Source organism: Kitasatospora sp. NPDC114501 (assembly GCF_055633695.1).
The window spans coordinates 131,552-149,160 of the sequence record NZ_JBVKDS010000013.1; the positions used below are offsets into that span (position 1 = coordinate 131,552).

Annotated in this window: 19 protein-coding genes and 1 pseudogene; 13 read left to right on the forward strand and 7 right to left on the reverse strand. The window is 74.1% G+C overall.

What is annotated here, in order from left to right; translation table 11 throughout:
• Positions 1 to 35 precede the first annotated feature (35 nt).
• From ACZ7RU_RS24445 to ACZ7RU_RS24465, 5 genes are all read left to right on the forward strand, one after another.
• The gene (locus ACZ7RU_RS24445) at positions 36 to 971 is read left to right on the forward strand and encodes a trypsin-like serine peptidase (RefSeq protein ID WP_470343085.1); all 936 of its coding nucleotides are present in this window, start codon (positions 36 to 38) and stop codon (positions 969 to 971) included.
• 124 nt (positions 972 to 1,095) lie between these two features.
• A complete protein-coding gene (locus ACZ7RU_RS24450) occupies positions 1,096 to 1,644 on the forward strand; it encodes a CGNR zinc finger domain-containing protein (RefSeq protein WP_470343086.1) in 549 nt (182 codons plus the stop codon).
• 143 nt (positions 1,645 to 1,787) lie between these two features.
• Positions 1,788 to 2,261 (forward strand): GNAT family N-acetyltransferase, encoded by a 474-nt coding sequence (locus tag ACZ7RU_RS24455; RefSeq protein ID WP_470343180.1) that lies wholly within the window; start codon positions 1,788 to 1,790, stop codon positions 2,259 to 2,261.
• 26 nt (positions 2,262 to 2,287) lie between these two features.
• On the forward strand, positions 2,288 to 3,379 hold the full coding sequence (locus ACZ7RU_RS24460; protein WP_470343087.1) for a hypothetical protein: 1,092 nt from the start codon (positions 2,288 to 2,290) through the stop codon (positions 3,377 to 3,379).
• A gap of 102 nt (positions 3,380 to 3,481) precedes the next feature.
• Positions 3,482 to 5,158 (forward strand): DUF885 domain-containing protein, encoded by a 1,677-nt coding sequence (locus ACZ7RU_RS24465; protein WP_470343088.1) that lies wholly within the window; start codon positions 3,482 to 3,484, stop codon positions 5,156 to 5,158.
• Between the two features lie 101 nt (positions 5,159 to 5,259).
• Here the strand turns inward: ACZ7RU_RS24465 and rpmG are convergent, their stop codons facing one another.
• Positions 5,260 to 5,424, reverse strand: coding sequence for a 50S ribosomal protein L33 (gene rpmG / locus ACZ7RU_RS24470; RefSeq protein WP_350741047.1), 165 nt, complete (start codon positions 5,422 to 5,424; stop codon positions 5,260 to 5,262).
• Between the two features lie 151 nt (positions 5,425 to 5,575).
• On the opposite strand from rpmG, the gene rpmB reads away from it, so the two are divergent.
• From rpmB to rpmF, 5 genes are read left to right on the forward strand one after another with little or no spacing between them, the layout of a single operon-like run.
• On the forward strand, positions 5,576 to 5,812 hold the full coding sequence (rpmB, locus tag ACZ7RU_RS24475; RefSeq protein ID WP_470343181.1) for a 50S ribosomal protein L28: 237 nt from the start codon (positions 5,576 to 5,578) through the stop codon (positions 5,810 to 5,812).
• Positions 5,812 to 6,117 (forward strand): 30S ribosomal protein S14, encoded by a 306-nt coding sequence (rpsN, locus tag ACZ7RU_RS24480; RefSeq protein WP_470343089.1) that lies wholly within the window; start codon positions 5,812 to 5,814, stop codon positions 6,115 to 6,117. Before rpmB ends, rpsN begins: the two co-directional genes overlap by 1 nt.
• Before the next feature lie 5 nt (positions 6,118 to 6,122).
• Entirely contained in the window at positions 6,123 to 7,286 is a 1,164-nt protein-coding gene (locus ACZ7RU_RS24485) for a CobW family GTP-binding protein (protein WP_470343090.1), read from the forward strand.
• An 18-nt stretch (positions 7,287 to 7,304) separates the two neighbouring features.
• Positions 7,305 to 7,547: a 30S ribosomal protein S18 gene (gene rpsR / locus ACZ7RU_RS24490; protein ID WP_470343091.1), complete on the forward strand. Its 243-nt coding sequence runs from the start codon at positions 7,305 to 7,307 to the stop codon at positions 7,545 to 7,547.
• Positions 7,548 to 7,558: 11 nt separating this feature from the next.
• The gene (gene rpmF / locus ACZ7RU_RS24495) at positions 7,559 to 7,723 is read left to right on the forward strand and encodes a 50S ribosomal protein L32 (RefSeq protein ID WP_470343092.1); all 165 of its coding nucleotides are present in this window, start codon (positions 7,559 to 7,561) and stop codon (positions 7,721 to 7,723) included.
• Positions 7,724 to 7,803: 80 nt separating this feature from the next.
• On the opposite strand, the gene ACZ7RU_RS24500 is transcribed toward rpmF, so the two are convergent.
• Both ACZ7RU_RS24500 and ACZ7RU_RS24505 read right to left on the reverse strand, forming a co-directional pair.
• Positions 7,804 to 8,679 carry a TIGR03943 family putative permease subunit gene (locus tag ACZ7RU_RS24500; protein ID WP_470343093.1) on the reverse strand — a complete coding sequence of 292 codons (876 nt, stop codon included), beginning with the start codon at positions 8,677 to 8,679 and terminating at the stop codon, positions 7,804 to 7,806.
• Complete coding sequence (locus ACZ7RU_RS24505) at positions 8,676 to 9,647, reverse strand: permease (RefSeq protein WP_470343182.1); 972 nt, start codon at positions 9,645 to 9,647, stop codon at positions 8,676 to 8,678. The genes ACZ7RU_RS24500 and ACZ7RU_RS24505 overlap by 4 nt, the downstream gene beginning before the upstream one ends.
• A 407-nt stretch (positions 9,648 to 10,054) precedes the next feature.
• On the opposite strand from ACZ7RU_RS24505, the gene ACZ7RU_RS24510 reads away from it, so the two are divergent.
• Complete coding sequence (locus ACZ7RU_RS24510; protein WP_470343094.1) at positions 10,055 to 10,558, forward strand: hypothetical protein; 504 nt, start codon at positions 10,055 to 10,057, stop codon at positions 10,556 to 10,558.
• 90 nt (positions 10,559 to 10,648) lie between these two features.
• Here ACZ7RU_RS24510 and ACZ7RU_RS24515 read toward each other — a convergent pair whose 3' ends face one another.
• The 3 genes and pseudogenes from ACZ7RU_RS24515 to ACZ7RU_RS24525 all read right to left on the reverse strand — a co-directional run.
• Positions 10,649 to 11,614: an SMP-30/gluconolactonase/LRE family protein gene (locus tag ACZ7RU_RS24515; protein ID WP_470343095.1), complete on the reverse strand. Its 966-nt coding sequence runs from the start codon at positions 11,612 to 11,614 to the stop codon at positions 10,649 to 10,651.
• 148 nt (positions 11,615 to 11,762) lie between these two features.
• A complete protein-coding gene (locus ACZ7RU_RS24520; RefSeq protein ID WP_470343183.1) occupies positions 11,763 to 13,394 on the reverse strand; it encodes an MFS transporter in 1,632 nt (543 codons plus the stop codon).
• 276 nt (positions 13,395 to 13,670) lie between these two features.
• A pseudogene (locus ACZ7RU_RS24525) lies at positions 13,671 to 14,507 on the reverse strand (SDR family oxidoreductase); the annotation flags it as partial.
• Positions 14,508 to 14,934: 427 nt separating this feature from the next.
• Here ACZ7RU_RS24525 and ACZ7RU_RS24530 point away from each other — a divergent pair.
• A complete protein-coding gene (locus tag ACZ7RU_RS24530; RefSeq protein WP_470343096.1) occupies positions 14,935 to 15,636 on the forward strand; it encodes a hypothetical protein in 702 nt (233 codons plus the stop codon).
• An 89-nt stretch (positions 15,637 to 15,725) separates the two neighbouring features.
• Here the strand turns inward: ACZ7RU_RS24530 and ACZ7RU_RS24535 are convergent, their stop codons facing one another.
• Positions 15,726 to 16,670 carry an AraC family transcriptional regulator gene (locus ACZ7RU_RS24535; protein WP_470343097.1) on the reverse strand — a complete coding sequence of 315 codons (945 nt, stop codon included), beginning with the start codon at positions 16,668 to 16,670 and terminating at the stop codon, positions 15,726 to 15,728.
• A gap of 143 nt (positions 16,671 to 16,813) precedes the next feature.
• On the opposite strand from ACZ7RU_RS24535, the gene ACZ7RU_RS24540 reads away from it, so the two are divergent.
• The gene (locus tag ACZ7RU_RS24540) at positions 16,814 to 17,530 is read left to right on the forward strand and encodes an SDR family oxidoreductase (RefSeq protein WP_470343098.1); all 717 of its coding nucleotides are present in this window, start codon (positions 16,814 to 16,816) and stop codon (positions 17,528 to 17,530) included.
• The last annotated feature ends 79 nt before the right edge of the window (positions 17,531 to 17,609 follow it).

Genomic DNA, 17,609 nt, shown 5'->3' on the forward strand with positions numbered 1-17,609 from the left:
ATCCACGAGAACGACTCTGCCAAAGGAGTGGAATGATGATTCGCCACGCAAAGACGACGGCCGGTGCCACGGCATTCGCCGGCGCCCTGTTCGCCTTCACGGCGTTCCTCGGTACGGCCCCGGCCGACGCGGCGGCCCTCGGCACCGCGGCCACGCCGACGACCGTCGCCGCCGCGACGGCCGCCACGGGCACCGACGCGATCGCCTACTGGACCCCGGAGCGCATGCGGCAGGCGGTGCTCGACTCGGAGGGCGGCACCGCGGCGGCCCCCGAAGCGGCGGCCGTTGAATCGGCCGCCCCGGCGGTCGCCGCCGAGCAGCGGCTCGCCGGCACCTACGACCGCCGCGTCGGCAAGCTGTTCTTCACCCGGGACGGGCAGAACAGGGAGTGCGGCGCCGTCTCCGTGACCCCCGGCAAGCTCAAGGGAATGGTGGAGACCGCCGCGCACTGCATCCGCAACGCCAGCGGCGACGCGCAGAACGTCGTGTTCGTGCCCGCGTACGACAACGGCAGCACGCCGTACGGGAAGTTCCCGATGAACCGGGCGGCGCTCGCCGGCAACTACACCCCCGGTTCACCGGTGGGCGACGTCGCCTACCTCGACCTCGGCGTCAACGAGCAGGGCAAGGGGCTGGCCGAGCTCATGGGCGGCTACGGGGTCGCGTTCGGCGACCCGAAGGATCCCACTGGCGCCTTCACGACCGTCTACTACCCGTCCAGCACCCAGGCCACCTGCGGCGCCTTCGCCAGTGCGGACCCCAAGTACCCGGGCCAGGGGATCTGGCTCATGCTGTGCAACGGGAACCTCGCGCAGAGCGGGGCCCCGATCCTCTGGGTCGACCCGGGCACCCACGCCTCCTGGGTGGTGGGCACGACCCGCGGTGACGTGACGATCAACAACGAGGTGTTCTTCCAGGGGCAGATCAACGAGTCCCACGCCCAGGCGGCGTACGAGACCCTCGCCAAGTAGGCTGCCCGCAGGGGTACTTCGGGGGTGGCGCCGGGCCCGGTGCCACCCCCGAGGCGCCGGGCGGCCCGGGACCGGTCACGGCGGAGGACTTGCCTCGCGCCTTGTCACTGGCCAGTATGGTTACGTGAATCACGCATTCCCCTGCGGGACCCCGGCCCTGGACTTCGTCGGCACGCTGCGCGCCCGGCGCAACGCGGAGCCGCTGGAGAAACTGGCGACACCCGCCCTGCTGGACGACTGGTTCGTCGAGTCGGGGACGCTGGACTCGGCGCCCGGCGCGAACGAGGCCGAGGTGGCGATCGCCGTACGGCTGCGCGAGGCGATCTACGACCTGGTCGCGGCCCGGCTCCACGACCGGCCGCTCCCGGCCGAGGCGGTGGCGGAGGTGAACCTGCACGCCTCCGGCCTGCCGGTGACGGTCCGGCTCGCCCCGGAGGGCGTCACCCTGACCGGGTCGGTCTCCCAGGCCCTGGCGACGCTGGCCCGCGAGACCGTACGGCTCGTGGGCGGGGAGCAGGCCGCGCTGCTGCGGGAGTGCGCCCGCCCGGAGTGCACCCAGGTCTACCTCGACCGCTCGCGGGGGCACCGCCGGGAGTGGTGCGCGATGCGCACCTGCGGCAACCGCGTCAAGGCCGCCAACTACCGGGCGCGCCAGAGCGCCGCCCAGTCCTGACCGAGCCCTCCTGACCGGGCCGGCCGCCCGAGCCGCCCGTGGTGGCCGGCCCGGCCGCGCCGCCCTCCTCGACCTCGACCGCCGACCCGACCCGCACCCTGGAGGAATCCCCGGTGTCCACCTCCCTCCCGGCTCCCGTCCCGATGGGCCCCGAGCACGCCGACCAGGTCCTGGCCGTCTACCGGGCGGGCATCGAGGAGGGCAACGCCACCTTCGAGACCACCGTGCCGACCTGGGAGGCCTTCGACGCCGCCCGCCTGCCCGAGCACCGGTACGTCACGCCCGGTGCGGACGGCCGGGTGCTGGGCTGGGCCGCGGTGAGCGCGGTCTCCGCCCGCCCGGCCTACGCGGGGGTGGTCGAGCACTCCGTCTACGTCCACCCCGACGCCCGCGGCCGGGGCGTGGCCCGCCGACTGCTGGAGGAGCTGATCGCCTCCACCGAGCGGGCCGGGATCTGGACGATCCAGTCCTCGGTCTTCCCGGAGAACACCGCCAGCATCGCGCTGCACACCCGCACCGGCTTCCGCGTCATCGGCACCCGCGAGCGCGTCGCCCGCCACCACGGCAGCTGGCGCGACACCGTCCTGATCGAACGCCGCAGCCCCGTCGTCGGCTGAACGGCGGCCGGTGGCAGGATGCGCGGGTGAACGAGATCCTGCGCGCCGCCGAGAGACTGCTGACGACCCCGCTGCACGACGCCGTCGACCTGGGCGGGAGCAGCCGCACCACCGTGCTGCGCTGCCGGACGGGCGACGGGAGGAGCGTCGTCGTCAAGGCCTACACCGGAGGGCCGGACGCGCTGCGCGGCTTCACGGCGGAGGCGGCCGCGCTCGCGCTCGGGCTGGCCGGCCCGCCGCTGCTCGGGGTGGACCCGGAGGTGCCGCTGGTGGTGCTGGAGGACCTCGGGCACGCACCGACCCTGGCGGACCTGCTGCTGGGGGACGATCCGGAGGCCGCGGAGGAGGGGCTGCTGGCCTGGGCGGCCGGGCTGGGACGGCTGGCCGCCCGCTCGGTGGACCGGCAGGCCGACCTCGCCCGGCTGTGGGCGCGGTACGACAGGGGGATGCCGACCTGGGCGGACGAGCCGTGGATCGCGCGCAACGCGACCGCCTTCCCCGGGGTCCTGGAGGAGGCGGGCGTCGCGGTGCCGGACGGGCTGGCCGAGGAGCTCGCGCGGATCGGGACGGCGGGCCGGGAGGAGTACCCGGCGTTCACGCCGGGGGACACCTGCCCGGACAACAACCTGCTGACCCCGCAGGGGCTGCGCCTGATCGACTTCGAGGTCGCCTGCTACCAGTCGGTGTTCCTGACCGCGGCGTACTGCCGGATGCCGTTCTCCACCTGCTGGTGCGTCTTCGCCCTCCCGGCCGGGCTGGCCCGGCGGATCGAGGCGGCGTACCGGGCCGAAGTCGTGCCGGTGTACCCGGCGTTGGCCGACGACGAAGTGTGGGAGGACGGCATGCGGCGGGCCGTCGCCGTGTGGACGGTGGACGCGACCGTGCGCCTGCTGCCGCGCACCGCCGAGGACGGCCCGACGCACCGCACCCGGCGGCCGGTGCCGACCCGGCGCCAGGTGCTCGGGCACCGCTGGGAGGAGGCCGCGCGGCTCGCCGGTCTCCCCGCGTTCGCGGAGACGATGCGCAGGCTGTCGCGGGACGTCGCCGACGGATGGGGCGTGGACCCGCTGCCGGGCTATCCGTGCTTCGAACCGGGCCGGAGCGGGCACGACGGGTGAGGGCCCCGACCCGGCCGGCGCTGCCCGGCTGACGACCGGATACGCGCGTGCACGACGCCGGCGGGCTGTCGTGCGGTCGTGCCGATGGATCAAGATGACGGCATGGCAAACGAAACGATCACCGCGCGCACCATCGCCGACCGTCACCTCGAACAGACGGCGGCCCACGATCCGCTGGAGGCCGCCTGGTTGGGCCTGAACCCGGGGGACGACCGGCAGCCGGACCTCTCGCCGGAGGGGTTCGAGGCACTCGCCGACCTGGCCCGATCCACGCTCACCTCGCTCGCCGCGCTGCCCGCCCCGGCGGACCCCGCCGACCTGGCCTGCGCCCGGCTGCTCCGGGAGCGCCTGACCGCCGAACTGGCGGTGCACGACTCCGGCGAGAACTTCCGCCAACTGCGCAACATCGCCGCGCACGTCCACCGGGTACGCGACATCTTCACCTACATGCCGACCGCTACCGACGACGACTGGGCCGCGGTGGCCGGCCGGATGCGCAACCTGCCCGCCGCGCTCGACGGGTACCGCGCGACCCTCACCGAAGGGATGGACCGGCGCCTGCTCGCCGCACCCCGCCAGGCGGCCGCCGTCATCGACCAGCTCACCGCCTGGACCGGCGGAGGCGCCGGCGACGCGGGGTGGTTCGCCGGGTTCGTGGCCCCCGGCCCCGAGCGGCTGCGCGGTGAACTGGACACCGCCGCCCTCCGGGCCACCGCCGCCGTCGCCGACTTCCGCGACTGGCTGCGCGACACCTACGCCCCGGCCACCACCGGAACCCCGGACGCCGTCGGCCGGGAGCGGTACCGGATCGCCGTACGCCACCACACCGGCGCCGACGTCGACCTGGACGAGGCCTACGCCTGGGCCTGGGACGAGTTCCACCGCACCGCGGCCGAGATGCGCACCGCGGCCGACCGCGTGCTCCCCGGGGCCGGAGCCCTGGAGGCCATGCACCACCTGGAGCAGCACGGCCCCGCCATCGAGGGCGAGGAGGCGATCCGCGACTGGCTGCAACAGCTCATGGACCGGGCGATCACCGCTCTCCACGGCACCCACTTCGACATCTCCGGCCCGCTGCGCCGGGTGGAGTCCCGGATCGCCCCGGCGGGCAGCGCGGCCTCGCCGTACTACTCCGGCCCCAGCCTGGACTTCAGCCGTCCCGGCCGCACCTACTTCCCCACCCTCGGGCGGGCGACCTTCCCCACCTGGCAGCTCGTCAGCGTCTGGTACCACGAGGGCGTCCCCGGCCACCACCTGCAACTCGCCCAGTGGGTCGCCCTCGCCGACCGGCTCAGCCGCTATCAGACCACCCTGGGCATGGTCAGTGCCAACGTCGAGGGCTGGGCACTGTACGCCGAACGCCTCATGGACGAACTCGGCTTCCTCGACGACCCGGCCCACCGTCTCGGTTTCCTCGACGAACAGATGCTGCGCACCATCCGGGTGATCATCGACATCGGCATGCACCTGGGCCTGGCCGTCCCCGCCGACGCGGAGTTCCACCCCGGCGAGCGCTGGACACCGGAACTCGCCACGGAGTTCATGGCCGCGTACAACGGCAGCCCGGCGGACCTGCGGGACAGCGAGATCGTCCGCTACCTCGGCTGGCCCGGCCAGGCCATCGGCTACAAGCTCGGCGAGCGCGCCTGGCTGGAGGGGCGGGAAGCCGCCCGCCGCCGCCGGGGCGCCGCGTTCGACCTCCGGGCCTGGCACATGAAGGCCCTCGCCCAGGGCTCGCTCGGTCTCGACGACCTCGCCGACCAGCTCGCCACGCTGTAGGCCGGCGCCGAGATCCGGCCCCGGGCTGCCGGGTGACCGGCGGAGCGCCCGGGAGGGCCCGGGAGGGCCCGCCCACCGGGGGCAGGCCCTCCCGCGGGCGGTCAGCGCTCTTCGCGGAAGTCGACGTGCCGCCTGGCGACGGGGTCGTACTTGCGCAGGACGAGCCGGTCGGGGTCGTTGCGGCGGTTCTTGCGGGTGACGTACGTGTAGCCGGTGCCGGCGGTGGAGCGGAGCTTGATGATCGGGCGCAGTTCGTTGCGGGCCATGGATGTCCCCTCGTCGGTGTGTGGCTCCACTATAGCGAAATGAAATCCGTTTTCATTTAGCGTAGTGTGGGGCGGGTATCCCGGGGTCGGCACGCCGGCCCCGGGATGCGGTCCCCTGCCTGCCCGCACGATGAGCAACGGAGTCGTCACCATGTCCGCTCATTGCCAACTGACCGGCCGCAAGCCGTCCTTCGGCAACGCGATCTCCCACTCGCACCGGCGAACCCGCCGCCGCTTCGACCCCAACGTCCAGCGCAAGCGCTACTGGCTGCCCGGCGAGGGCCGGTACGTCCGCCTCACCCTCAGCACCAAGGGCCTGAAGACCGTCGACGCCATCGGCATCGAGGCCGCCGTCGCCCGCATCCGCGCCCGAGGGGAGAAGGTCTGATGGCCGAACAGAGCAGGATCGCCAAGAACGAGCAGCGGCGTGCGACCGTCGCCCGGTACGCCGAGCGCCGCGCCGAGCTGAAGCGCATCATCGCCCACCCGGCCGGCACGGCCGAGGAGCGGGCGGCCGCGCAGCGCGAACTCGCCCGCCAGCCCCGCGACGCGAGCGCCACCCGCGTCCGCAACCGCGACGCCGTCGACGGCCGGCCGCGCGGCTACCAGCGCGCCTTCGGCCTCTCCCGGATCAACCTGCGCACCATGGCCCACGCCGGACAGCTGCCGGGCGTGCGCAAGTCGAGCTGGTGAGCGCGGTGCCCGAACACGTCAGGCTCCCCGTCGTGGTGGTGGCGGGCCTGCACCGCGCGGAACGCCGCCGCGCGGTCCAGGAGTTGCTGGACGGCAGCGTCAACGGCGTCGTCCTCCACCACGACCTGCGCGACGCCTCGCGCCGTACGGTCCGTCGCGAACTCCGCGACGCCTCCGGCACCATCGCGACGGCGGACGTCCCGCTCGGCAATGACTGCGCCTGCTGCGCCCTGCGCGAGGACCTGCTGCCCGAACTGCTGCGCCTGGCCGAGGACGGGCAGCACGGGCTGGCCGTCGTGGAGCTGTGGGGCGGCAGCGACCCGCACCCGGCGGCCGAGGTGCTGGCCGGCGGCGAGGTGGACGGCCGGCCGGCGGAGGAGTTCATCGAACTCGCCGGCATGGTGGTCGCGGTCGACCCGGACCGGTTGCTCGGCGAACTCTCCGTCCCCGACGACCTGGCCGAGCACGGCGAGCACACGTCGCCGGACGACACCCGCACCCGGGCCGAGGCGCTCGCCCACCAGATCGAGTACGCCACGACCGTCGCGGTCGCCCGTGGCGGCGAGACCGGCCTCGCGATGCTGCGCCAGCTGCACCCGACCGCCCGGCGGGTGCTGCTCGGTACCGGTGAACTGCTGCGGGCCGCGCTCGGCGGCTTCGACGTGGCGGCCGCCCGCGACCGGGTGAACCCGGCGCTCGCCCTGCTGCCGCAGCAGGCCGATGACGCGGGCGTGGCGACCCTGGTCTGGGAACGCCGCCGCCCGCTGCACCCCGGCCGGTTCCACGAGGCGCTCGAACTGCTCGTCCCCGCCGCCCAGCGCAGCCGTGGACGGTTCTGGCTGGCCAACCGGCCCGAGTCGATGCTGGCCTGGGACGCCGCCGGCGCGAACCTCGCGGTCGAGGAGTGCGGCCCGTGGCTGGCCGGACTCCCCGACGCCGCCTGGGAGTCCTACCCGCCGGCCCGCAGGGCCGCCGCAGCCCTCGACTGGCATCCCGCGCACGGGGACCGCGTCCAGCAACTCGTCTTCATCGCCGAGGGCCTGGACGTCGACGGGATCACCGACCTGCTCGACTCCTGCCTGCTCACCGACGCCGAACTGATGGCGGGGGAGCGGGGATGGAAGGACCTCCCCGACGCCTTCGAGGACCTGCTCGAACCCGTGTCCTGACCAGAGAGAAGAACCGAGATGGCCAAGCGACCCGTCGGCGGACGCCCGACCCGGCCGCGCCCGAACCCGCTCATCGAGGCGGGCATCACCTCCATCGACTACGAGGAGACGAACCTGCTGCGCACGTTCGTCTCCGACCGCGGCAAGATCCGCAGCCGTCGGGTCACCCGGTTCACAGCCCAGCAGCAGCGGGCGATGGCGCGGGCGATCAAGAACGCCCGCGAGATGGCCCTGCTCCCTTACACCCCGACCACCCGATAGGAGCCGTTCCCATGGCCGTACCCAAGCGCAGGACATCCCGCAGCAACACCCGCCACCGCCGGTCGCAGTGGAAGGCCGCGGCCCCGCAGCTCGTCCCGATCGCCGTCGAGGGCCGCGAACACCTGGTGCCACGCAACCTGGTCAAGGCCTATGAGCGGGGGCTGCTGAAGCCGTGAGACCACGAGGAGCCGCAGTGAGAGAACCGCGGCTCCTCGTGGCGGAATGGCGGACCACTTGGTCCGGTGGGTGCGGCGGGTCAGTCGTCCGAGGGCGGGAGGTCCCGGTACGGGGCGCGGGGCTTGGGGACGGCGTGCTGCTCGGACACGTCGATCCGCGGTGCGGCGGTGGCGGGCGCGTCCGGGGTGGGGCGCCAGGTTCCGGTGAGGTCGACCCAGCTGTCGGCGGCCGGGGCGGGGCCGGTGTCGTGGACGAGGACGCGCAGTCGGCGGGCGTCCGCCGCGCAGCAGCCGACGACCAGCCGGTTGAGGTACCACTCGCCGGGATTCGCGCCGGGGGAGGCGAAGCCGGTGAGGCGGACCTGGCGTCCTTCCAGGCTCTTCTGCGGGTCGCGGCTGCGGCCGATGAACTCGGTCAGCGACATCGGGATGACCGCGTTGGAGCGGACGCCCGCGCCCACCTCGGCCGTGCCCGGAGCCGTGGGCGGCGCCGCCAGCTGGGCGTACGTCGCCGGCTCCACGACGGCGTCCGAGCCGTCCCGGGAAGCGGTGAACGAGCCGAGCGGGGGCGGGGTGAGGAAGAGCAGCAGCACGGCGGGAACGGCCAACAGCCAGGCCACGCGCAGGCCGTGGCCGTGGCCGCCGTGGTCGTGCCCGTGGTCGTCGTCGTGCGCGTGTCCGCGTCCGTCGTCCCCGGTGGGCCGGTGCCAGACCGCGTTGCCCTCGGCGTCCCGGCCGAACCGCATCACCGGCTCGCGCCGACGGACCGTCACCCGGCGCAGCACGCCCGCGACTCCCAGTCCGAGCAGCACGGTCCCCGAGGCGATCAGCGGGATCCGCAGGCCCTCCTTGACGTACTGCAGGAACACGTCGCTGCCGACGGTGATCCGCAGCAGGGAGGCGCCGACCAGCGCGACGAGCAGACACGGGGCGAGGTCCCGAACGGTGGCTTTCACAGCGCCGCTCCGATCACGATGCTGGCGAGGACGGCGACCACGAAGGTGGCACTGGAGAACCGCAGCGCGAACGCGCGGCCGAAGGCGCCCGACTGGAGGGCGATGAGCTTGAGGTCGACCATCGGGCCGACGACCATGAAGGCGAGCCGGGCGACGGGGGAGAAGCCGGTGAGCGACGCGGCGACGAAGGCGTCCGCCTCCGAGCAGACCGCCAGGATCACGGCGAGGAGGGCGAGCACCGGGACTCCCAGCCAGGGCGAGTCGTTGAAGATCCGCAGCACCGACGGCGGGACGAGCACGTTGAACGTGGCGGCGGCCGCCGCGCCGACCACCAGGAAGCCGCCGGCCTGGAGGAAGTCGTGCTGCAGGCCGCGTCGGAACTCCTCCAGCGGATTGCGCGCGCCGCCCTCGCCGTGACCGGCCGGGCCCTTGGGCAGCCGCAGCCACTCCGGCCGTCCGAAGGCCGCCCAGAGCCAGCCCATCACGACCGCCGTGAGCAGCGAGGCCAGCAGGCGGGCCAGCACCATCTCCGGCTTGCCGGGGAAGGCGATCGCGGTGGAGACCAGCACCACCGGGTTGACGGCCGGCGCGGAGAGCAGGAACGCCAGTGCGGCCGCCGGCGCCACCCCGCGCTTCATCAGGCTGCCGGCCACCGGTACGGACGCGCACTCGCACCCCGGCAGCACGGCCCCGGCGACCCCGGCCACCGGTACGGCGAGGGCCGGGTTCTTCGGCAGCACCCGGGTGAACACCCGGTCGGGGACGAACGCCCCGATCGCCGCCGAGACCACCGTGCCCAGCACCAGGAACGGCACACCCTGCACCACGATGGCGACCATGACCGTCCGCCAGGTCCGCACCCCGCCCGCGTCCCACACCTGTGCCAGGGCGACGGACGCCGCGACGGCGACCACCGCCCCGATCAGCAGCGCGGTTCTCCGGCGCGGCGGGGTCTCCGCCGGTGCCACACGGAGGTGCCGGGCGCTGCCGAGACTCGTCTCCACCAAGGTGACCGCCCCTCAGCCCACTCGTCGCGGATCGGCGACGAGACCTGTCTGCTCACCGTCATGCGGCGAGCCGGGGACAGAGTAGCGTTGATAATCATCTTCATCTAGCCCTTCCGTCGCCGTCACCCCGGCCGGTAGCCTGCGAGCACGAGCGCGGGCTCCGCGCCCCGGCGACTCCCGCGTTCCCGGGTAGGGTGACGCGGCGGCCGGTCGGGCCTACGCCCCACGCGGAAGCTCCACCAGTCCGCCGGCTTCGGCGAGTTCGGTGTGGACCGGATGCGGGCGGCCGAGGTCCTGTTCCTCCGCCGGCCGGCCGAGGTCGCGCTGCTGATCGCCATGCGTCGCCGAGTCCGGGAAGAGGGCAACTGATGCGCCGAACCGTCATCGCCGCCGTGGCGGCGCTCGTGGCCGTCGCCCTGGGGCTCGTCTCCTACCTCGGCGGCTGGTGGTCCGACTCCGGCCCGGTCGGCACCACGGCCGTCACCGCGACCCGGCCGGAGGTGGAGGTGCCCCTCCCCGACAAGGCGTCGAACCCCACCTCTCCGTATCCGACCAGCACGGTGACCCTGGAGGTCGGGCAGCGGCTCGGCGTCAGAACGACCGGGGGCGCCCTGCAGAAGAAGTGGTACCTCTACTCGGCGGGCGACGACAGCGTGCTGCGGCCCGGCGGGGACTTCGTCATCAACCCGTGCCCCACGGACCCGCCGATGGCGGGCTGCGGCTCGGAGTTCGACCTGACCTTCAGCGCCTTGGCGCCCGGAACCACCACACTGACATGGTTGTTCGGGGAGGGAGGTTGCAGTGCCGGCGTACCGAAGTACGAGGGGGAGCGGTGCGACATCTCCAAGAGCATCCGGGTCACCGTCCGCTGATCACCACTCGGCGGGAGGGCGACGAAACCGCCGCCGCCGGGCCCGAGGGTCCGGCAGCGGCGGTGGCCGATGGGCAGCGCTCCCTGAGCGTCAGCGCGGGTCGCGCAGCAGGCGGGCGGTGAGGAGGTTCGGGTCCTGCTGGGTCAGGTACGCGGCGTCGGCCACCCAGACCCGGTCGCCCCGGACGGCGACGGAGGTGGGGTTCTGCAGCCCGTCCTCCTGGCTGAGCACGATGGTGCGGGTGCCGTCGTCGGCGACCAGGGCGATCCGGTTGCTGCTGTTGAGGGCGGCCAGGACCTGGTTGCCGCGGCCGGTGAAGGCGAAGTCGTCGATGCCGGGCAGGTCGGTGGCGGCGACCGCGGTCGGGCCGGCGGTGCCGTCGGGCCGGATCGGGACGCGCAGCAGGGTGCCGTGGTCGAGGTTGCTGACCCAGACCGCCCTGTCGCGGATCTTGATGCCGTTGGCGCCGAGGAAGCCGTTCGGCTCGAGGGCGGTGCCGGTGGTCCACGGGACGGCGGCGCCGCCGCGGGCGGGTATGCGCCAGACGGTGCCGCGGACGGAGTCCGCGGCGTACAGGTGGCCGGTGCGCTCGTCGCGCGCGAGGCCGTTGGGCAGGGCGTCGGCGGGCAGGGCGGCGATGCGCCGGGGGGTGCCGCCGGGGGCCAGCCGCCAGATGCCGGTGAGGTCGGCGGTGCCGGTCGCGTAGGCGAAGTAGAGGACGCCCTCGTCGTCGCGGACGACGCCGCCGAGGAACGGGGACTTCAGTACGGGAGTGGCCGCGTCCGCCGCCGGCGCGGGCAGGGTGGCGAGGACGCGGACGGCGCCGTGGCAGTCGATCTCGGCGATCTGCCGCGCGAAGGCGAACGTCACGACGGTGTTGCCGTTCGGCAGCACGGTGAGGTTCTCCGGCTGTCGGCCCTGGGCGAGGTCGAGGTGGGCGACCACCTCGGGGGCGGTCAGCGGGGGAGTCGCCGCGTGGGCGGGAGCGGTGAGGACGCCCGCCGCCACCGCGGTGAGGGCCACCGCGGAGGTTCGGAGCAGGGTGGTGATGCGCATGGTGTCGTTCCTTCGGGTGCGAGGTGCGAGGTGCGAGGTGCGTGGTGCGTGGTGATGGTGGGAGGTCGAGGTGCGGAGGTGCGGGGTACGGGATCGCGGTCGGATGCGGCGTTCGGATCGACGGTGGCGGGCCGCGGGTCGCGGCGCGTCAGCGGTGCACCGCCGTGGCGTGGGTGACGGACGGTTCCCGGCTGAGCAGCGCGCGGGCGTCGGTCTCGAAGGCGTGGTCGGTGCCGGTGTAGCGCCCGTGGTGCTGGGCGCAGTGCTCCGACCAGGAGGTCACGGTGAACGTCTCGACGAACCGCTCCGGCTGGGCGGTGTCCCGGTAGAGGCCCCAGGTGACGGCGCCCGTCCGGCGCCGGGAGGACTCCACCTTCCGCATCGCCGAGACGAACGCCGGAGCCTTCTCCTCCCGGACCAGGTAGGTCACGGTGACCAGGACCGGCCCGTCCCGCGGCGCCGGTTCGACGGCCAGCCGGGGTTCGGGCCAGGCCTCGGAGAGGGTCGGATCGGCCCGGCCGCCGAGCAGCGGCAGCCGTCGTAGCGACAGCACCCCGCCGAGGAGGACCGCCGCCGCCAGGGCCATCGCGACGGACACTCCGGCGTGTTGGGCCACCTGTCCCCAGACCAGCGAGCCGAGGGCGTTGCCGCCCTGGAAGACCAGCAGGTAGAAGGCGGAGGCGCGGGCCCGTACCCAGGCCGGCAGGGCGACCTGGAGGCCGGCGTTCAGGGTGGACAGCGCGGTGATCCACGCCGCTCCCGCCGACACCAGGGCCAGGAACGCGACCGGCACGCTCGTGCCGACGGCCAGCGCCACCAGCGCGCCCGCGAAGACGGCCCCGGCGAGCGCCAGCGCGCCGTCGCCGCCGACCTGGCGCGAGAGCACCGGCAGCGCCGCCGCTCCCATGACCGCCCCGAGTCCCACGGCGCCCAGGAGGAGACCGTATCCGGCCGCACCGAGGCCGAGGGACTGCTGGGCGGAGATCGGCAGCAGTGCCCACAGGGCGGAGGCGCCGGGCACGAACAGGGCGCTGCGCAGCAGGATCCGGCGGATCCGGGGAGCGCTGCGGACGTACCGGCCGCCCGCGCGCAGAGCCGCGAGCAGGTGCTCGCGCTCCTGGCCCGGTCGCGGTGCGCGGGTCTCGCCGCCGGGGCGCCAGGTCGCCAGTACGGCCAGGATCGCGAGGAAGGAGGCGGCGTTGACGGCGAAGGTCCAGCCGACCCCGAGGGTGGCGACCAGGACCCCGCCGAGGGCCGGGCCGACGGCGCGCGCCAGGTTCATGTTCACCGCACCCAGCGCCGCGGCCTGGCGCAACTCCGCCCGGGGGACGAGCGAGGGCTGCACCGCCTGCCAGGCCGGGCCGTTGAGCGCGTTCCCGCAGCCCAGGAGGAAGGTGAGGGCCAGCAGCGTCCAGGAACCGAGCCGTCCGGTGAAGGCCAGTACGGTGAGCGCCGTGGCCACCAGTGCCATGGCGGCCTGCATCACCAGCAGCAGGCGGCGCCGGTCCACGAGGTCCGCGAGGACCCCGGCCGGCAGGGCGAGGAAGAGCATCGGCAGGCTCGCCGCGAGCTGGACCAGGGACACCTGGGCCGCGCCGTGTCCGACCAGCAGCCACTGGGCGCCGACGGTCTGCATCCAGCTGCCGACGTTCGAGGTGAACTGGGCCAGCCAGAGGTCGCGGAAGACGCGCCGGCGCAGCGGCGACCAGGCCGAACCGCTCGCATCGCCGACCTGCCCACCGTCGGTCCCGGTCATCGACGCACCACCTGCCCGCCTCATCGCACGCTGTCGGCGGGACGCCCGACGACGCGACGGTACGGGGGGAAGTCGACGTCGTCGGGCGGTCCCGGGAGAGCCCTCACTCCCTCCTCGGGGAACGCTAGGGCCGGACCGGGGCGACGGCTTGACCCTCAGCGCCCAGCGCTGTTCCGGCCCCGCACGCCCTGGACGTGCGACGCGGAGCGCACGCACCGCGGTGGCAGTTCTCGGCCGACTGTCCGGGGGAGACCGGGGCGGTCCGACGCGATCTCTCCGCCGGACCCGGGCCAGGTCCTGACGGAAGGCGGCGATGTTGCGGGCGGCCCAGGCGGAGAAGGGGCGCGGGGCGCGGCCGAGGACCTGCTGGACGTCCGGGCTGACGCGCAGTTCGGCCGGGTTCGGTGCGCCGAGGACGTCCAGGGTGTCGTCGGCGAGCTCCCCCGGCATGGTCTGGCTCATGGCGGCCCTGGCCTCGGCGCGGGTGAGTTCGTGGAACCGCACCGGCGAGCCCAGCGCGTCGGCTATGGCGGCCGCCTGCCGGCGCGGCGTGATCACCTCGGGGCCGGTCAGCTGGTAGACGCGGCCGGCGTGCCCGTCGTCCAGCAGACACGCGGCCGCAACCGCCGCGATGTCCGCCGGGTCGACGATCGGCACGCCGACATCGCCGAAGGGCGCGGCGACGAGCCGCTGCGCCCGGACGGACCCGGCCCACCAGAGGGCGTTGGAGGCGAAGCCGCCCGGCTGCAGGATCGCCCACTCCGGGCCGGATTCCCGCACCGTGTCCTCGAGTTCGCGCATCGCGATCCGCGTCGGCCCGAAGGGCCTGGTCGCCACGCCCTGGCTGGAGAGCAGCACGACCCGGCGGACCCCGGCGGCCGCGGCCTCGCCGACGAGGTCGGCGGAACTGCCCGCGGCGGCGTGCAGGTCGCCGGAGAGCAGCAGGAAGAGCGCCGTCGCCCCGGCCAGCGCGGGCTTGAGCTCGGCCGGCCTGGCCAGGTCGGGCGCCAGATGGCGGGCGCCGTTCGGCACCGCTGCCGGGTGCCGCGAGACCGCCGTCACCTGCTGCCCCGCTTCGGTCAGCGCCTGCGTCAGCGGCCTGCCGATGTTCCCGGTCGCCCCGGTCACCACGATCATGGTCAGCTCCTCGTCAGATGTCCTCGGTGGCTCCGACGTTAGGAGGCGGGCTAACTCCTGGTAAGGACATACCCGGAGGTAGGCTCATGGCATGGCGGGAGGGTTGCAGGACAGCGGGACCGAGGCGGGCTAGCCGCTGACGGAGCTGTTCGACCGGATCGCCCGACGGCTGCCGCCGGGCGGCGGCGGAGACCGGGGCCCGGCCGACAATTGACGGACGGCACGCTTGGCGGCCTCGGAACGGGAAACGATCCGGGACGGTGGACGACGGTGCCGGCCGCAGCGCCCCGTCGGCCCGTCCCGGACCTCCCGGGGGCGGTCGAGCGCGGTCTCGCTGACGTGGCGGCGCCGCAGGGGCGGGCGGCAGGGTCGAGGTGGGCGTCGATCGTCGCTGCGGCACGGACGAGAGAGGGCAGGTGGGGATCCGATGGACGGTTGGGCGGGGACTCCGGGCAGGCCGGAGCGACGATGGCGGGAATCCCGTACCGCGCGCACTCTGATCGTCCTCGCCGGTCTGCCGTTGGTCCTCCTCGGCTTCGTGCTGTTCGTCGGCGCCTACGAGGAGCGGGGCGGCTACCGCACCGCTCCCGTCTGCGGCACTCCGACGCCCGGGACGGACGCCGACTGCCTGCTGCTGGAGAGCGGCTGGGTCACCAGGAAGTGGACGTCCGTCTCCGTCGAGGACGGGGCCGCTTACTTCCTGGGCATCGCACGCGGGGCGGGCTCCGCCCAGGAGTACGAGGTCGACGAGTCCCTCTACCGGCGCGTGGACTCCGGCACCGCCGTGGACCTGAGGATCTGGAAGGGCGTGGTGGTCCGGATCGCCCACGACGGGCACGAGGTGAGCACCCTGACGTTGTCCTGGCACGTCTGGCTCGGCCTGGCGGAAGCCGCGCTGCTGATCGCCGGGGGCACCGTGGTGACCGCCTACGGACTGCCCGGCCGGAACCGGGTGTTCCGGAACAGCTCACCGATCCTGCTCGCGGGGACGGCCCTGGTGACCGCCGTGGGCGCGGTCGTCCTCACGCTGGTGCAGTGGCCGTTCCCGGTGACCCTGGGCTGCGCCGTCTCGGCCTGGCTGGTCGCGACGGTGACCGTCAGGCACCTGTACAAGAACTCGTCCTGGTAACCGGGCGCAGGCCGTGCCCCGCTGGCTCGGCCGGCCTTCGGACGTCCACGCGAACCCCTGACCGACTCGCGGGGGCCGCCTCGCGGCCGTCACGCCGGCCCTGGTTCGTCGTCCGCCGTCCTGACCTGCTTGCGGTAGGCCCCCGGCGGCGATCCGAAGTGCCGTTTGAAGGCCTTGGCGAAGGCGAACTCCGACGTGTACCCGGTGTGCTGCGCGATCGTGCTCAGCGGGGCCGGCGATCGGTGCAGCAGCCGCGCCGCGGTGGCCATCCGCCAGTTGGTCAGGTACGTCAGCGGCGGCTCGCCGACCACCGCGGCGAAGCGGCGGGCGAACGCCGCGCGGGACAGCCCGGCGCGGGCGCCCAGCGACTCCACCGTCCAGGGGTGGCCGGGATCGTCGTGGATCGCCTTCAGCGCCGGGGCGACCGCCGGGTCGGTCAGCGCGGCCGTCCAGCCCCGGGTCCGCTCCTTCGGCAGTTCGGCGTACCACGACCGGAGGATGTACAGCAGCAGCAGATCGATGAGCGCCGTGACGACCGCGTCCGAGCCCGGCCGCGGCTCGTGGAACTCGGCGCACAGCTGGTCGACCGCCGAGCGCAGCACCGGGTGGCGGCCCGGAACCGCGGGGAGGTGGAGGACCTCCGGCAGGTCGCCGAACAGCGGGTGCGGGCGATCGACGTCGATCGCGTACGCGCCGCACACCAGCACCGTGCGCGGCCCCGGTCCGTCCACGGTGACCTGGCCGATCGGCGAGGAACGGTCCACGCGCTCCGGTACGAAGTCCACCGGGTCGCGGCCCGGTACGTCGCCCAGGGTGTGCCCGCTGCCGCGCCGCAGGAACACGATGTCGCCGGGGCCGAGCGTGAGCGGCCGGCCGTGCGGTGGCAGCAGGTGGCAGTGCCCTTCCACCACCACGTGGAATCCGGCTCCTGAGACGGGTTGGAACCTCAGGGCCCACGGGGCGTGCGCGTCGGTGCGGGTCACCATCGGGCGTCCCGTGCGCAGGACTTCGAGGGTGTCGCTCAGGATGTCCACAGCGCCACTGTAGTGCCGACACGGCGAGACGATGTGACAGGGAATCGAGACCTCAAGTCATTCAACGTCTCGAAGCGGAGCCGTACGTTCGTGCCATGGCGGTCGCCGAACCCCGGCACCGCATCGACGAAGGAACGGATCCCATGGCTCTGGCCGGCAAGAAGATCGTGATCATCGGCGGAACCTCCGGCATCGGCTTCGAGGTGGCCCGACAGGCCGTGGCGGCCGGCGCGGACGTCGTGGTCGCCTCCAGCGGTCAGGACCGCGTGGACGCCGCGACGAAGCGGTTGGGCGAGCGGGCCGAGGGCCGCCGCCTGGACGTCGCCGACGGCGACGCCATCGCCGAATTCTTCGAGGAGGTCGGGGAGTTCGACCACCTCGTCTACACCGCGGGCGAATCCCTGGTGATCAAGTCGGTGGCCGACACCACCCCGCAGGAGGCCAGGGCCGTCTTCGAGCGCCGGTTCTGGGGCGCGTTCCTCTCCGCCAAGTACGCGGCACCGCGACTGCGCGACGGCGGCTCGATCACCCTCAGCTCCGGCGTGCTCGCGATCCGCCCGCTGTCCGGAACCGCGCTCACGGCGGGTGTCACCGGCGGCATCGAGGCCCTGTCCCGGGCCCTCGCCGTCGAACTCGCCCCGCTGCGCGTCAACGTGATCCGGCCCGGTGTGATCCGCACCGAGCTGTGGGACGGCAGTGTCCCGGACCCGGAGGACTTCCTCCGGGGCGCCGGGGCCGAACTGCTCACCCGGCGCGTCGGCACGGCCGAGGAAGCCGCGGCGGCCTATCTCTTCGCCTTGTCCAACGCCTACGTCACCGGCACCACGCTCGCGATAGACGGCGGCGCGGCGCTGGTGTGACCCAGGGTGCCCGGGCCCTCCGTGGCGGCGTGCCCGGCCTGATCGGCCGGGCGCGCCGCCGGGGAGGCCCGAGGGGGCG